Source organism: Variovorax sp. Root434 (genome assembly GCF_001426595.1).
Taxonomy (GTDB): domain Bacteria; phylum Pseudomonadota; class Gammaproteobacteria; order Burkholderiales; family Burkholderiaceae_C; genus Variovorax.
In genome coordinates this window covers 571,664-586,229 of sequence record NZ_LMEK01000025.1, presented here as the reverse complement: position 1 = coordinate 586,229, position 14,566 = coordinate 571,664, and the positions used below count along the sequence as shown (strand labels likewise).

Genomic DNA, 14,566 nt, shown 5'->3' with positions numbered 1-14,566 from the left:
TGTTCCTTTGAATGACGAAGAAGAGAAGAAATGAGGAAATGAGTTACTCGAGCTTCGCGCCCGACTGCTTGATCAGGCGCTCCCACACGGGGCGCTCGGCCTTCCAGGCTGCGGCGAAGAGCTCGGGCGAGCTGTCCTTGATCTCGAAGCCCATGGCCGCCACGCGCTCGCGCACGTCGGGCTGCTGCGTGGCCTTGCGCACTTCTTCGGCGATGCGGTCCACGATGGGCTTCGGCGTCTTCGCGGGCATGGCGACGGCGAGCCAGCCGGTCACGCGATAGGCTTCGTCCTTCATGCCCTGCTCGGCCAGCGTGGGCACGTTGGGCAGTATGCTCATGCGGCGCTCGCCGGTCACGCCCAGCGCACGGATCTTTCCGGAATCGATATGCGGCTTGGCCACCAGCGCGCTGGCGTAGGCCATCTGGATCTGGCCGCCGATCAGGTCCTGCATCATCGGCGCCTCGCCCTTGTAGGCGACGTGGCTCATGTCCGACTGCGTCGCCAGGCTCATGTGCGCGCCGGCCAGATGCGGATACGCGCCCACGCCGTACGAGCCGTAGGCCACCTTGCCCTTGTTCGCGACGACGTACTTCAGCAGCTCCGGCCCGGTCTTCGCCGGCACGCTGGGGTGCACCACCAGCACCAGCGGCGCCATCGCAATCTGGTAGACCAGCGTGAGGTCGCGCTGCGTGTCGTAGGGCAGCTTCTCGTAGAGGAACTCGTTGGTCATCAGCGAATTGCTCAGGCCCAGCACGATGGTGTAGCCGTCGGGTGCCGACTTGGCGACCGCGTCGGTGCCGATGATGCCGGCCGCGCCGGGCTTGTTGTCGATGATGATGGGCTGGCCCAGGCCGGCCGACATCTTCTGGCCCAGCACGCGCGCCAGCACGTCGGTGGCGCCACCGGCAGCGAAGGGCACGACCATGCGGATCGGCTTGTTCGGGTAGGCGTTTTGCGCTTCTGCCTGCATGCACAGCGCGGCGACGGAAGCAGTGGCGCACAGCAGCAGCGCGCGGCGGGTCGGAAGGTGGAAGGTCATGGCTTGTCTCTGTCTATGGTTTCTGAAAAAGGTCACTGCGCGGCGATGCGCGTCTTGAAGGGCAGTGGCTCCAGCGCCTTGCGCAGCCGCTCCTGCAGCGGCGCGGCGAGCGCGCCTGCCGCGGCGCTGTCGATCTGCACGCGCACCAGGCTCTCGCCTTCGGTCTTCACGACGGGCAGCGCGGCCTCTGGCACGCCGAGTTCGGCGCAGGCTTCGGCGACGGCTGCGTTCACCACGTAGAGCGCGGCCATCGCGCGCAGTTCGGGCTTGTAGATCTTGCCGACGTTGGTCATCGGCATGGCCCCGATCACCGAGACCCACTTGGGCCGCGCCGGCGCCTCATCGACGCGCGCGGCGGTGAAGGCGAGCAGCTCTTCTTCCGTCGCCGATGCACCGGGCACCAGCGTCGCGAAGATCACGGGCAGTTCGCCCGCATAGGCATCGGGCGCGCCCACCGCGGCGCAGAGCTGCACGGCCGGGTGCGCACCCAGCGCGTCCTCGATGGTCTTGGGGTCGATGTTGTGGCCGCTGCGGATGATCAGGTCCTTCGAGCGGCCCGTGAGGTTGAGCCGCTCCTGGCCGTCGATCCAGCCCAGGTCGCCGGTGGCGAGCCAGCCGTCGGCCGTGAAGGCCTTGGCATTGTCGGCCGGGTCCACGAAGCCCGAGAACAGGTTCGGCGACTTGAACAGCACCATGCCGGTTTCGCCCGGCGCCACCTCGCGGTCGCTGGCATTGCCGTTCTCGTCGAGCGCCACCACGCGCATCTGCATGTACGGCAGCCGAAAGCCCACGCAGCCCGCGGGCCCGTCCACGCCGGGCGGCGTGATGGTCGAGATGCCGGCCATCTCCGTCATGCCCAGGCTCTCGTGCACGTGCAGGCCGAACAGGCGCTCGAAGCGCGCCGCGAGTTCCGGCGAGAGCACGGCGGCGCCGGTGCGGCAGTAGGTGATGGACGAAATGTCCGCGCCGTCCAGCGGCACGTTGGCCAGCGCCGCGAGCACGGTGGGCACGGCCGAGAGCGAGGTCGGGCGGTACTTCTCCACCAGCTTCCAGTAGTTGGCCAGCACCTCCTTGTTGCGCAGCAGCGAGGTCGTGGGAATGATGACCTCCACGCCCGCAGACAGCGCCGCCAGCGAGGCCGGCAGCACGCCCGCCACATGGAACAGCGGGTAGCCGTTGATCGAGATGCCGTTCTCGTTCATGCCCGCGACCTGCACGCTGGCCCAGGCGGTGAACACCTGCGCGCCGTGGCTGTGGCGCGCGAGCTTCGGCGCGCCCGTGGTGCCGCCGGTGTGGAAGTAGGCGGCGATGTCGGTCGGCGCGATGTCGCGGCCGCTCACGAGTCGGTCGTCAGGTTGCGCGGCGCGCAGCACGTCGAACTCGGCCACGCCTTCAGGCAGCGCACCTGCCGCGCCGGGCGCTTCGTCGTGCGGCGCCACGCGCAGCACGGTGGTCAGCGTGGGCACCTGGCCGCGCAGGCGCATGGCCTTCGACCACATGCCCGATTCGGCGTCCGAGCCGTAGGCGATCAGCACCTTGGCGCGCGCGGCGGTCATCAGCGCGACCAGCTTCTCGTCGGTCAGCAGCGGGTTCAGCGGTTGCACGATGCCGGCTGCCTCTCCGCCCCACAGCGCGAGGTGGTACTCCAGGCAGCCGGGCAAAAGCACCGCGACCGCGTCGTCGGGCCCGACGCCCAGCGCGTGCAGCATGTTCGCGGTCTGGTGGATGCGCGCGAGCAGTTCGGCGTACGACCAGCGGATCGGCTCGTCGGCCGGGTTGCCGGTGCGCAGGAAGGTCAGCGCGGTCTTGCCGCCGAAGGCATGGCCCGCGTTGCGGAAGATCTCGTAGGTGCTGCGCACCGTGAGCGCCTGTTCCAGCGGCGTCTCTTCGAGCCGGTGGATGTCCGCCAGGCTGCGCACGGGAAATGCGGGGCGGAACGGCGCGCCGACCGGGGTCTTGTGATTCTTGTTTTCGTTGTCTGTCATGCCTGTCTCCTTGATGCCGGTCATCGGCCGCCTGCCGTTTTACTGGGTCGTGATGTGGTTGTCGCGAATGACCTTGCCCCAGCGTTCGAAATCCTCGCGCATGCGCGCGCCGGTCTGCTCGGGCGTGCGGTAGGCCGCGAAGGAGCCGACGCTCTGGAGTCTGTCCTGCACTTCCTTGTCGGCCAGCGCCGCCTTCAGTTCGGTGCTCATGCGGTCGATCACGTCCTTGGGCGTACCGACGGGCGCCAGCAGGCCGCCCCAAGAGGTCGCGTCGAAGCCGGGGAAGCCCTGCTCGGCCACCGTCTTCACGTCGGGCAGCAGGCTCACGCGCTGGCCCGAGCCGACCGCGATGGCGCGCAGCTTGCCCGAGCGGATGTGCGGCAGCACGCCCACGAGGTCCGAGAACATCGCGGGCACCTGGCCGCCGATCAGGTCCGTCACGGCCGGTGCGCTGCCGCGGTAGGGCACGTGCTGCATGTCGAACTTGCCGATGGTCTTGATCTGTTCGGTCGTCAGGTGGCCGAAGCTGCCGGCGCCGGCCGTCGTGTAGTTGAGCTTGCCGCCTTCGGCCTTGGCCTTCGCGATCAGGCCCTGCAGGCTGTTCACCTCGGGCAGCGACTTGGGGTTGACCACCAGCACGATCGGCAGGTCGTACACCGAGCCCACGGGCGTGAAGTTCTTGAAGATGTCGTAGCCGGTCGGGCCGTACAGGTGCGCGGCCAGCAGCGTCGGCGTGGCCAGCATCACGAAGGTGTAGCCGTCGGGCGCGGCGCGGGCCGCGGTGGCGGCGCCCACGGTGCCCGAGGCGCCGCTGCGGTTGTCGATCACGATGTTCTGCTTGAGCGCGGCCGACATCTTCTGCGCCACGATGCGCGAGGCCACGTCGGTCGGGCCGCCGGGCGGGAAGGGCACGATCAGCGTGATCGGCTTGGCGGGCCAGGCCTGTGCGAAGGCGCTGCCAGCGATGAGCGGCAGGGCGAGGGCGAGAAGGGCGCGGCGAACGGGACTGCGAAGGGAAAGGGATGCCATTGGGTCTTGTCTACTTTGGAAATTCGGACGCCTGTCTTCTTCAGACGACGCCACTCGTTTTCAGCGCCGCCAGCTTTTCGTCCGAAAGGCCGAGCAGCGACTGCAGCACGTCGTGCGTGCCTTCGCCCAGGGTGGGCGGCGCGCTGCGCACGGGCAGGCGCTCGCCGTCGAAACGGTAGGGCGGCGCCAGCACGTTGACAGTGCCGGCCACCGGGTGCGGCTGCGTGGTGACGAGGCCGGCGTCGGTGGCGCGCTTCGATTGCAGCGCCTCCAGCAGGCCCAGCACCTCGCCGCACGGAATGCCCGAAGCCGTGAGCCTGGCGAGCAGGTCGGCACGCTGGCGCTTCGCCAGCTCGGCATGCAGTTCGGGCAGCAGCACCGCGCGGTTCGCGGAACGCAGGATGTTGGTCTTGAAGCGCTCGTCGGCCGCGAGGTCGGGCCGCTCGATCACCTCGGTGCAGAAGCGCGCGAACTGCGAGTTGTTGCCCACGGTGATGACGAGCGGGCCGTCGGCCGCATCGAACACACCGTACGGCACGATCGACGGATGCGAGTTGCCGTAGCGCGGCGGGTCTTCGCCCATCAGCAGCGCCTCGAGGCCGTAGTAGGCGGTGATCATCAGCCCGCAGTCGAACAGCGCCATCTCCACGTGCCGGCCCTTGCCGGTCTTCTCGCGCTGGTAGAGCGCGGCCAGGATGGCCTGCGCCGAGTACATGCCGGTGAACAGGTCAACCGCGGCCACGCCGAACTTCAGCGGCGGTTGGTTGGCTTCGCCGTTGAGCGCCATCAGGCCCGCCTCGCCTTGAACGACGAGGTCGTAGCCCGGCCGCGCGGCTTCGGGCCCGGTGCGGTCGTAGCCCGAGATCGAGCAGTAGATGAGGCCCGGCTGCTCCTTGCTCAACTGCTCGTAGCCGAGGCCCAGCTTGTCGATGCCGCCGAACTTGAAGTTCTGGATTACCACGTCGCACTGCTTCGCAAGATCGCGCGCGAGCTGCTGGCCTTCGGGCGTCTGCAGGTCGAGCGTGACCGAGCGCTTGTTGCGGTTCACGCTGTTGAAGTAGGCCGTCTCGGTCTTGCCGACGCGCAGGCCCCAGTCGCGCGTGTCGTCGCCGCGGCCCGGGTGCTCGACCTTGATGACCTCGGCGCCCATGTCGGCTAGCACCATGCCGCACCAGGGCCCCGCGAGGATGCGGGACAGATCGAGGACGCGCACGCCGGCCAGCGGCAGCGAGGAATTCAGCGAGGACATGGCAACTCCGGAAAGATTGAAGACCCTTGCACCCGCGCGCAGGGGCCTGGAGGAATGGGCACGGCGCGCGTCAGGACTCGGCCTGCTTGCGGCGGCGCAGCGCGACGAAATCGGCGCTGCGCTTGCCGAGGAACGCACCGATGCCTTCGGCCGATTCGGCGTCGCCTTGCGACTCGACCATGAACACGGCCTCGGTGTCGAGCTGCTCTTCGAGCGTGGCGTGGTGCGCCTGGCGGCACAGCGTCTTGATGCGTGCGCTCGCGCGCTGCGGACCGGTCGCGACCTTGGCCGCGAGCGCGATGGCCTCGGCCAGCGCGGCACCCTTGTCGGTGAGGCGGTTGACGGCGCCCAGCGCATGCAGGCGCTCGGCCGGCATGCGGTCGCCGGTCAGGCACATCTCGGTCAGCACCTGGCGCGAGACGAACTCAGCGAGGAAGGCCGTGGCGCCACCGTCCGGCGTGAGGCCGACCTTGACGTAGGCGACCGTGAAGAACGCATCGCGCGCCGACACCAGCATGTCGCAGGCCAGCGCCATCGACAGGCCCGCGCCGGCCGCGCCGCCTTCCACGGCCGCGATCACGGGCTTGCTGCAATCGCGCAGTGCGCGGATCAGGTTGTTGAGGCCTTCGAGGATCTCGCGGCGCTCGGCCGTGGGCAGCTCGCGCCGCTTGGCCAGCAGGTTGAGGTCGCCGCCGGAGCAGAAGAAATCGCCTGCACCGGTGAAGACGATGGCGCCGACCTCGGGGTCGTTCTGCGCATCGGTGAGCGCGGCCGAGAGCTCGGCGTACAGCGTCGGCGTGATCGCGTTGCGCGCGGCGGGGTTGCTGTTGGTCAGGATGCGGACGGCGCCTTCCTGCGAGATCAGCACAGTCTTGTTGTCGCTCATGCCGCCAGCTCCTTGCCGGACTCTTTGCCCAGGGCGATGTAGCGCTGCAGGTGATGGTCTTCGTCGCCCAGTTGGTGGTCGATCATCACGAGGCGCTTGGCGTAGTGGGGCAGGGGCAGCTCCCACGTCATGCCGATGCCGCCATGCATCTGGATGCTTTCTTCCGCCACCAGCGCACCGATGCGGCCGATGCTGAACTTGGCGGCCGAGAGCGCGCGCTCGCGTGCCACGCGGTCCGTGCCGTCGATGGCGGCCGCGGCGTTGATCACGGCCGAGCGGGCCTGTTCGATCTCGAGCAGCAGGTCGGCCATGCGGTGCTGCAGCGCCTGAAAGCTGCCGATGAGAATGCCGAACTGCTTGCGCGTGCGCAGGTATTCCAGCGTGGCGGTCTTGGCGGCTTCCATCGCGCCCAGCGCTTCGGCGCACAGCGCGAGCACGCCGCGGCCGATGGCGCGTTCCAGCGTGGCGTGGCCCTGGCCTTCGGTGCCGAGCAGCGCGTCGGCGCCCAGCTTGACGCCGTCGAACGCGAGCTCGGCGACCCGGCCGCCGTCGATCGAGGGGCAGCCGCGCACCGTGAGGCCCGCGGTCTTGGCGGGCACGAGGAACAGCGAGATGCCGGCTTCGTCGTCCACCGCACCCGAGGTGCGCGCGGAAACCAGGAACAGGTCGGCCTGCTCGCCCTGCGGCACCACCGCCTTGGCGCCGTGCAGCACCCAGCCGTCGCTGTTGCGCTCGGCCCTGGTCTGCACGCGTGTGCGCTCGTAGTGCGTGTCGGCTTCGTCGTGCGCGAAGGCCGCGACGGTCACGCCGTTGATGATGTCGCCGAGCTTCTCTTTCTGCGCGTCGCTGCCGGCGGCGCTGATCGCCTCGCCGACCATCACCGCGCCCAGCAGCGGCTCAACCACGAGCCCACGGCCCAGCGCCTCGAAGACCACGGCTATGTCGAAGCCGCCGCCGCCGAAGCCGCCATCGGCCTCGCCGAACAGCGCGCCGATCACGCCCAGTTCGGCGAACTGCTGGAAGATTTCCTTGCTGAACCCGTGCTGCGACTTCGCGATGCGGTCGCGCGCATCGAAGGCGTACTGCTCGCTGATGAAGCGGTTCAGGCTGTCGGCGAGCATGCGCCGGTCTTCGGTGTGTTCGAAGTTCATTGCATGTCTCCTTACAGGCCCAGGATCATCTTGCTGATGATGTTCTTCTGGATTTCATTCGAGCCGCCGAAGATCGACAGCTTGCGGTTGTTGAAGTAGCGCGATGCGGCCGCCGATGCATAGGCCGGGCCGAAGGTCTCGCCTTCATAGCCGTCCTTCAATGATTCGGCGATGAAGGGCCGGCCGTAGACGCCCATCGCGCGGCGCGCGAGCGACGAGATCTCCTGCCGGATCTCGGTGCCGCGGATCTTGAGCATCGAGCTTTCCGCACCCGGCACGCCGCCGCCGGCCACTGCCGCGATCACGCGCAGGTTGGTGGTCTTCATGTTCTCCAGGTCGATCTCGACGCGTGCCATGCGTGCCGCGAACGCAGGGTCTTCGTTCAATGGCTTGCCGTTCTTCGTCTGCTTCGCGGCGATGCCCTTGAGCTGCTCGAGCGCGGCCACCGAGAAGCCCACGCCCGCGATGTTGGTGCGCTCGTACGTCAGCAGGTACTTGGCGCAGGTCCAGCCCTTGTTCTCCTCGCCGACCAAGTTCTCGGCCGGTACGCGCACGTCGGAGAAGAACACCTCGTTCACTTCATGCTCGCCGTCGAGCGTGATGATCGGGCGCACTTCCACGCCGGGCGAAGTCATGTCGATCAGCAGGAAGCTGATGCCTTCCTGCTTCTTCGCCTCGCGGTTCGTGCGCACCAGGCAGAAGATCATGTTGGCGTGCTGGCCCAGCGTGGTCCAGGTCTTCTGGCCGTTCACGATGAAGTGGTCGCCCTGCGCGTCGATGCCGCGCACGGCCGAGGTCTTCACCGCCGCGAGGTCGGAGCCCGCGCCGGGTTCCGAGTAGCCCTGGCACCACCAGTCGTCGCCGTTCAGGATGCGCGGCAGCCAGTGTCGCTTCTGCGCCTCGTTGCCGTACTTGATGAGCACCGGTCCGAGCATGTTCACGCCGAAGGGCACGATGCGCGGCGCGAAGGCCAGCGCGCACTCGTGCTCGAAGATGAACTTCTCGACCGCCGTCCAGCCGGGGCCGCCGTACTGCTCGGGCCAGTGGTTGGCGAGCCAGCCGCGCGCGTTGAGGATGGCGTGCCATTCCTCCATGTCGGCCTTCTCGAGGATCTTGCCGCTGCGCACTTTCTCGGACAGCCGCACCGGCAGCCTGGCGGCCAGGAAGGCGCGCACTTCGCTGCGGAAGGCTTCTTCTTCGGAGGTGAAGTTCAGGTCCATCGCGGGCTCCTCAGTAGATTTCAAAGAGGCCGGCCGCGCCCATGCCGCCGGCGATGCACATCGTGACCACGGCGTACTTGGCGCCACGGCGCTTGCCCTCGATGAGCACGTGGCCCGTCAGGCGCGCGCCGGTCATGCCGAAAGGATGGCCGATGGAGATCGCTCCGCCATTCACGTTCAAGCGCTCCGACGGAATGCCGAGCTTGTCCTGGCAGTAGATCGACTGCGAGGCGAAGGCTTCGTTGAGTTCCCACAGGCCGATGTCCTCGACCTTCAGGCCGTGGCGCGCGAGCAGCTTGGGCACCGCGAAGACCGGGCCGATGCCCATCTCGTCGGGCTCGCAGCCGGCCAGCGCGAGGCCGCGGAAGGCGCCCAGCGGCTTGATGTTGGCGCGTTCGGCGTCTTTAGCTTCCATCAGCACGCAGGCCGATGCGCCGTCGGAGAGTTGCGAGGCGTTGCCGGCGGTGATGAACTTGTCCTCGCCCATCACCGGCTTCAGCTTGGCGAGCGCTTCGTAGGTGGTGCCGCGGCGGTTGCAGTTGTCCTCGGTGGCGGTGACTTCGCGGTAGGTGACTTCCTTGGTCTCTTTGTCGGTCACGGCCATCGTGGTGGTGCAGGCCACGATCTCGTCCTTGTAGCGGCCGGCCAGTTGCGCCTCTTCGGTCTTGCGCTGGCTCTCGGCCGAGAAGCGGTCCTGCGCTTCGCGGCTGATGTTGTAGCGCTTGGCGACGATGTCGGCCGTGTCGATCATGGCCATGTAGAGCTCGGGCTTGTGCTCGACGATCCACGGGTCCAGGCTGAGGTCGCCACCGTCGCCGGGGCTGCGGCCGCGGATCTGCGAGATGCTTTCGACGCCGCCCGCGATCATGGCCGGCGCGCCGTCCACGACGATGCGGCCGGCGGCCATGGCAATCGCCTGCAGGCCCGAGGCGCAGAAGCGGTTCACCGTGGTGCCGGCGATGCTGATGGGCAGGCCCGAGCGGATGATGGACTGGCGTGCGATGTTGCGGCCGGTGGTGCCCTCGGGGTAGCCGCAGCCGAGGATCGCGTCCTCGATCAGCGCCGGGTCGAGCCCGGAGCGCTCGACCGCTGCCTTCACGGCGAAGGAGGCCAGCGTGGCGCCGGGGGTGATGTTGAATTCGCCGCGGTGCGCCTTGGTGAGCGGGGTGCGGGCGGTGGAAACGATGACGGCTTCACGCATGGGAATGGCTCCTGTACGGCGGACGGTGTGGATTACTCGGATTGATTGAGGCTGGCGAAATCGGCACCGCGTTCGACCAGCTCGACCAGCAGCGGCGACGGCTTCCAGAAGATCGGGTCTTCTTTCGCGAACTCGCGGATGTCGGCCAGCACCTTCGGCAGGCCCACGGTGTCGGCGTACTTCATCGGGCCGCCGCGGTGGCGCGGGAAGCCGTAGCCGTAGAGGAAGGTCACGTCCACGTCGAGCGGGCGCAGCGCGATGCGCTGGAGCACGACGTTGGCGCCTTCGTTGATCATCGCGGCCATGTAGCGGCGCATGATTTCTTCTTCGGTGAACTGGCGCGGCGTGATGCCCGCGCGCGCGCGCTCGGCGTCGATGATGGCCAGCACCTCGGGATCGGGCACGCCGGTGCGTGCGCCTTCGGGGTACAGGTAGTAGCCGCGCTGCGTCTTCTGGCCGAACCAGCCGCGCTCGCAGATGCGGTCGGCCACCTGCACGTAGCGCGCCTCGGGGTCGCGCGTGGCGGCCTTGCGCTTGCGCGTGGCCCAGCCGATGTCGCCGCCCGCGAGGTCCGACACCTGGAACGGGCCCATCGGGTAGCCGAAGTTGCGCACGGCCGCGTCGATCTCGTAGGGCGAGGCGCCGTCTTCCATCATGTGGTCGGCGGCCTGGCGGTACACGGCCAGGATGCGGTTGCCGATGAAGCCGTCGCAAACGCCGGCGCGCACCGGCACTTTCTTCAGCTTCTTCGCAAGCTCGAAACCGGTGGCGACCACGTCGGCGCTCACCTTGGCGGGCACCACGATCTCCAGCAGCTTCATGATGTTGGCGGGCGAGAAGAAGTGCAGGCCGACCACGTCCTGCGGCCGCGAGATGCTGTCGGCGATCTCGTCGATGTCCAGGTACGAGGTGTTGGTGGCGAGCACGGCGCCGCGCTTGCACACGCGGTCGAGCTCGGCGAACACGGCCTTTTTGACGCCCATCTCTTCGAACACGGCCTCGACCACGATGTCGACGTTGGCGAGCGCGTCATAGGAGGTCGAACCGCTGAAGCGCGCCACCACGGCGGCCTTGGCTTCGGGCGTCATGCGGCCCTTGGCGATGAGGCCGTCGTACACCTTCTCGACGTTGGCGCGGCCACGCGCGAGCTGGGTGTCGTCGCGCTCGATCATGGTCACGGGCAGGCCCGCGTCGAGCATCGCCACCGCGATGCCCGCGCCCATGGTGCCGCCGCCGACGATGCCGGCCGACTCCAGCGCGCGCGGCTTGGCGGCCTTGGTCTCGGGCGCCTTCAGCACTTCGCGCTCGGCGAAGAAGGCGTGGATCAGGCCCGCGCGCTGCGGGCTGTCGATGCACTGCAGGAACAGCTTGCGCTCGAGCGCCATGCCTTCGTCGAACGGCAGCGTGAGCGCGCCTTCGACGGCTTCGATGATCTTCATCGGCGAGAACAGGCCGCGGCTCTTCTTGGCGGTGTCGGCGCGCGCGGCTTCGAGGGCGGCGCGGCTGGCTGCGGTGTCGGCGAGGCCGGCGGCTTCGCGGGTGCGGCGCACCGGGGCCTTCGCGGCAACCAGTTCCTGCGCGTAGGCGAGGCCTTCGGCCAGCGCGTCGGCGTCGTTGCCGAGCCGGTCGACGAGGCCGAGCGACAGCGCTTCCTTGGCGCCGGCATGGCGGCCGCTGAGCATCAGCTCGAGCGCGGGCTTCACGCCGATCAGGCGCGGCGCGCGCTGCGTGCCGCCCGAGCCGGGCAGCAGGCCGAGCGCCACTTCGGGCAGGCCGAGCTTGGCGGTGGGCGATGCGATGCGGTAGTGCGCCGACAGCGCCACTTCCAGCCCGCCGCCGAGCGCGGCGCCGTGGATGGCTGCGACAACCGGCTTGGTGCAGTTCTCGATCCTCAGGCACACCTCGGGCAGCGAGGGCGGCTGCGGCGTCTTGCCGAACTCGCGGATGTCCGCGCCCGCGATGAAGTTGCGGCCTGCGCCGACGATCAGCACCGCCTTGGCGGCGCCGTCGGCCTCGGCCGCGTCGATGGCGGCCACGAGGCCGCGGCGCACATCCACGCCCAGGGCATTGACGGGCGGGTTGTCGATGGTCACCACGAACACGTCGCCAAGACGTTCGAAGGTGACGGGACCGGTGGACGTGGAGGGGCTGGGAGTGCTGGTGGCCATGTGCGTATCGCTTGTCTCTTGCGTTGCGGGCCGGCGGGCCCGAGGCTCTGGGGTGAACCCCGCATTCTTGGACCGCGCCGCCTCTTTGACAATTGCATAGACGGTTGACAGACTGTCAAAGAATTTTTGACACAATCGCCGCATGGACCTCCAATCGCTCACCCTGCTGGTGGAAATCCTCGACGCCGGCAACCTGAGCGCGGCGGCTCGCCGCCTCAAGATGAGCCGTGCCAACGTCAGCTACCACCTGAACCAGCTGGAGCGCTCGGTGGGCGCGCAGCTGGTACGGCGCACCACGCGGCGCGCCGAGCCGACCGAAATCGGCCTGCGGCTCTACCAGCACGGCATCGCCATCCAGGGCGAGTTGCTGGCCGCGCGCGAATCGGTCACCACGCTGGGCCAGGAGTTGCAGGGCCGCGTGCGGCTGAGCGTGCCCAGCGGCTACGGCCAGCTCGTGATGGCCGACTGGCTGATCGACTTCAAGCGCCAGTACCCCGGCATCGTGCTCGACGTGGTGTTCGAGAACCGCATCGAGGACCTGCTGCGCGACGAAGTCGACATCGCGATCCGCGTGATTCCCGAGCCGCCGCAGAACCTCGTGGCGCGCGAGATGGGGCCGGTGCGCTACGTGGCCTGTGCTTCGACCGAGTACGCGGCGAAGAACCCCCTGCCGGTGCAGCTCGACGCGCTGCAGGGCGCGCCGGTGGTCACGGCCGCCGTCATCGGCCGGCAGCTGCGCGTGTCGGCCTACCAGGGCGAGACACGGCGCGAGGTGATCCTGGAGCCGACGCTCATTTCCGAGAACTTCCTGTTCCTGCGCCAGGCCGTCCTCGCGGGCCTGGGCATCGGCCTCGTGCCCGACTACGTGGTGCAGGAAGACGTGCGCCGCGGCGACGTCGTGACCACGCTCGACGACTGGCGCCTGTCCATATTCGGCACGCAGATGTTCATGCTCTACATGCCGAACCGCCAGCACACGCGGGCGATCCGGACCTTCATCGATTTCATTCTGCAGCGGGCGCGGCCGGTGCCCGGTCAGGCGCCGGAGGCGCGATAGCCGGCGGCTACGCCTGGCGCCGCTCCACCCCGGTGCTCTCGTAGTGCTGCGCCTTGTCCACGTACATCGCCCGGTCCGCCCGCTGCAGCGCCGCCTCCAGCGACTCGTCTCCGTGGCAGGTCGCCAGCCCGATGGCCAGGCTCAGCGCATGGCCGCTCTGGCCCGCGTGGAACTGGTTGTTCATTTCGAGCAGCGTGAGGATGCGCTCGCGCATCGCCTCGGCGCCGCGCTCGTCGGTCATGGGCAGCAGCACCGCGAACTCGTCGCCGCCGATGCGCGCGGACCAGGCGGGCAGGGCGACGGCCTTGTCGAGCACTTCGCCCATGCGGCGCAGCAGCGAGTCGCCGGCGGCATGGCCTTCGTGGTCGTTGATCTGCTTGAGCCCGTTGAGGTCGATGGCCACGATCGACACCGGCCAAGGCCCCTTGCGTGACAGGCGGTTGAGCTCCTCGGTGTAGTAGGTGCGGTTGCACAGCTGCGTGAGCACGTCGTGCTTGCCGAGGTATTCGAGGTAGGCCTCGGCCTTCTTGCGCGCGGTGATGTCGACCAGCGACACCAGCACCAGGTCCCAGGCGTCGAGCCGGTCGTCCTGCACCGCGAACTGCATGTGGATGTTCAGCGCCTCGCCCGACAGCGAATAGTTGAGCACCTCGCGCTGCTGCACCGTCTTGCCGTTCCACAGGTCTTGCAGCTGCTCGGCGAAGGACTCGCGCATCTCGTCGCGGAAGACACGCGAGATGCTGCCCAGCAGGGTCTGCAGGTCGGGCGCGCCGAACATGCGCAGCGTTTCCTGGTTCACGTCGACGACGCGGATCTCGTGCATGCAGCGCGTGACGAATTCGGGGTGCACCTTGATGAAGGTGGCGAAGTCGGTGATGCCGCGCGCGCGGATGCTCTCGAGCAGCGAGCGCACCGCGCTGAAGTCTTCCACCCACAGCGACACGGGCGAGCGGTCGAACAGGCTGCGCGCGTGCTTCGCGCTCTCGTCGCGCAGGCGCTGCGCGGCCACGCGCTCGGTCACGTCGTCGAGCGACACCAGCACGCGGCTCCAGGAGTCTTCGTGGCCGGGCAGCACGCGGGCGCGAACGCGCACGTCGAGCCGCCGGCCGTCGAGCGCGTAGTTGACGGTTTCGCTCTCGAAGGTGAGCTGGCCGCGCCACAGCTGGTCGAGCTCGTGCACCACGGTGGCCGACATGTCGCCGCGGAACACGCGGTCCAGCGCGCCCAGCAGGGTCTGCTGGCTGTCGGCGGCAAAGAGTTTCAGCGTGTGCTGGTTGACCCGCAGCACCTTCAGCAGCGCCATGCAGTCGCTCACCCGCTGCGGGTCCGCCGACAGGTGCGCCACCAGGTCGGTGACGCCCTCGGCGCGCCAGCCGTCGAGCTTGCGCTTCAGGTCGCCGTAGTCCTCGATCCAGAGCGAGACGGGCGCCAGGTCGAACATGCCGTCGAGGTCGTCGCTGGTCGGCGAAACCGAAGAGGGGGCGAACGCGGCTGCGGGCAGGGCCATCGATGAAGCTTTCGAGGAAGCGGCTGTGGATGTCGGTGAAATTAGGACTTAATTATTACATTTAATAACGGGAG

General features: G+C 68.5%; 11 protein-coding genes. 1 reads left to right on the top strand and 10 read right to left on the bottom strand.

What is annotated here, in order from left to right; translation table 11 throughout:
- Window positions 1-43: 43 nt before the first annotated feature.
- The 9 genes from ASD05_RS23445 to ASD05_RS23405 all read right to left on the bottom strand — a co-directional run bounded on the left by ASD05_RS23445 (window position 44) and on the right by ASD05_RS23405 (window position 11,928).
- Window positions 44-1,039: a Bug family tripartite tricarboxylate transporter substrate binding protein gene (locus ASD05_RS23445; RefSeq protein ID WP_056597561.1), complete on the bottom strand. Its 996-nt coding sequence runs from the start codon at window positions 1,037-1,039 to the stop codon at window positions 44-46.
- A 32-nt stretch (window positions 1,040-1,071) separates the two neighbouring features.
- On the bottom strand, window positions 1,072-2,958 hold the full coding sequence (locus ASD05_RS23440) for an acyl-CoA synthetase (protein WP_414930060.1): 1,887 nt from the start codon (window positions 2,956-2,958) through the stop codon (window positions 1,072-1,074).
- Between the two features lie 105 nt (window positions 2,959-3,063).
- On the bottom strand, window positions 3,064-4,053 hold the full coding sequence (locus ASD05_RS23435; protein ID WP_056597560.1) for a Bug family tripartite tricarboxylate transporter substrate binding protein: 990 nt from the start codon (window positions 4,051-4,053) through the stop codon (window positions 3,064-3,066).
- Between the two features lie 40 nt (window positions 4,054-4,093).
- A complete protein-coding gene (locus ASD05_RS23430; protein ID WP_056597559.1) occupies window positions 4,094-5,302 on the bottom strand; it encodes a CaiB/BaiF CoA transferase family protein in 1,209 nt (402 codons plus the stop codon).
- Window positions 5,303-5,372: 70 nt separating this feature from the next.
- Window positions 5,373-6,188, bottom strand: a complete 816-nt coding sequence (locus tag ASD05_RS23425; RefSeq protein ID WP_056597558.1) for an oxepin-CoA hydrolase, alternative type — start codon at window positions 6,186-6,188, stop codon at window positions 5,373-5,375.
- Window positions 6,185-7,339 (bottom strand): acyl-CoA dehydrogenase family protein, encoded by a 1,155-nt coding sequence (locus ASD05_RS23420; protein WP_056597557.1) that lies wholly within the window; start codon window positions 7,337-7,339, stop codon window positions 6,185-6,187. Before ASD05_RS23420 ends, ASD05_RS23425 begins: the two co-directional genes overlap by 4 nt.
- Before the next feature lie 11 nt (window positions 7,340-7,350).
- Window positions 7,351-8,559, bottom strand: a complete 1,209-nt coding sequence (locus ASD05_RS23415; protein ID WP_056597556.1) for an acyl-CoA dehydrogenase family protein — start codon at window positions 8,557-8,559, stop codon at window positions 7,351-7,353.
- A 10-nt stretch (window positions 8,560-8,569) separates the two neighbouring features.
- Window positions 8,570-9,760: an acetyl-CoA C-acyltransferase gene (locus ASD05_RS23410; RefSeq protein WP_056597555.1), complete on the bottom strand. Its 1,191-nt coding sequence runs from the start codon at window positions 9,758-9,760 to the stop codon at window positions 8,570-8,572.
- A 32-nt stretch (window positions 9,761-9,792) separates the two neighbouring features.
- Window positions 9,793-11,928, bottom strand: a complete 2,136-nt coding sequence (locus ASD05_RS23405; protein WP_056597554.1) for a 3-hydroxyacyl-CoA dehydrogenase NAD-binding domain-containing protein — start codon at window positions 11,926-11,928, stop codon at window positions 9,793-9,795.
- Between the two features lie 142 nt (window positions 11,929-12,070).
- Between ASD05_RS23405 and ASD05_RS23400 the strand changes: the two genes are divergently transcribed.
- Window positions 12,071-12,985, top strand: a complete 915-nt coding sequence (locus ASD05_RS23400) for a LysR family transcriptional regulator (RefSeq protein WP_056597553.1) — start codon at window positions 12,071-12,073, stop codon at window positions 12,983-12,985.
- 7 nt (window positions 12,986-12,992) lie between these two features.
- On the opposite strand, the gene ASD05_RS23395 is transcribed toward ASD05_RS23400, so the two are convergent.
- The gene (locus ASD05_RS23395) at window positions 12,993-14,492 is read right to left on the bottom strand and encodes a GGDEF domain-containing protein (RefSeq protein ID WP_200955475.1); all 1,500 of its coding nucleotides are present in this window, start codon (window positions 14,490-14,492) and stop codon (window positions 12,993-12,995) included.
- Between the last annotated feature and the right edge of the window lie 74 nt (window positions 14,493-14,566).

Bases quoted from the DNA above. Each gene is read 5' to 3' on its own strand.
- ASD05_RS23445 (WP_056597561.1), bottom strand. From the start codon at position 1,039: ATGACCTTCCACCTTCCGACCCGCCGCGCGCTGCTGCTGTGCGCCACT.
- ASD05_RS23435 (WP_056597560.1), bottom strand. From the start codon at position 4,053: ATGGCATCCCTTTCCCTTCGCAGTCCCGTTCGCCGCGCCCTTCTCGCC.
- ASD05_RS23430 (WP_056597559.1), bottom strand. From the start codon at position 5,302: ATGTCCTCGCTGAATTCCTCGCTGCCGCTGGCCGGCGTGCGCGTCCTC.
- ASD05_RS23425 (WP_056597558.1), bottom strand. From the start codon at position 6,188: ATGAGCGACAACAAGACTGTGCTGATCTCGCAGGAAGGCGCCGTCCGC.
- ASD05_RS23420 (WP_056597557.1), bottom strand. From the start codon at position 7,339: ATGAACTTCGAACACACCGAAGACCGGCGCATGCTCGCCGACAGCCTG.
- ASD05_RS23415 (WP_056597556.1), bottom strand. From the start codon at position 8,559: ATGGACCTGAACTTCACCTCCGAAGAAGAAGCCTTCCGCAGCGAAGTG.
- ASD05_RS23410 (WP_056597555.1), bottom strand. From the start codon at position 9,760: ATGCGTGAAGCCGTCATCGTTTCCACCGCCCGCACCCCGCTCACCAAG.
- ASD05_RS23405 (WP_056597554.1), bottom strand. From the start codon at position 11,928: ATGGCCACCAGCACTCCCAGCCCCTCCACGTCCACCGGTCCCGTCACC.
- ASD05_RS23400 (WP_056597553.1), top strand. From the start codon at position 12,071: ATGGACCTCCAATCGCTCACCCTGCTGGTGGAAATCCTCGACGCCGGC.
- ASD05_RS23395 (WP_200955475.1), bottom strand. From the start codon at position 14,492: ATGGCCCTGCCCGCAGCCGCGTTCGCCCCCTCTTCGGTTTCGCCGACC.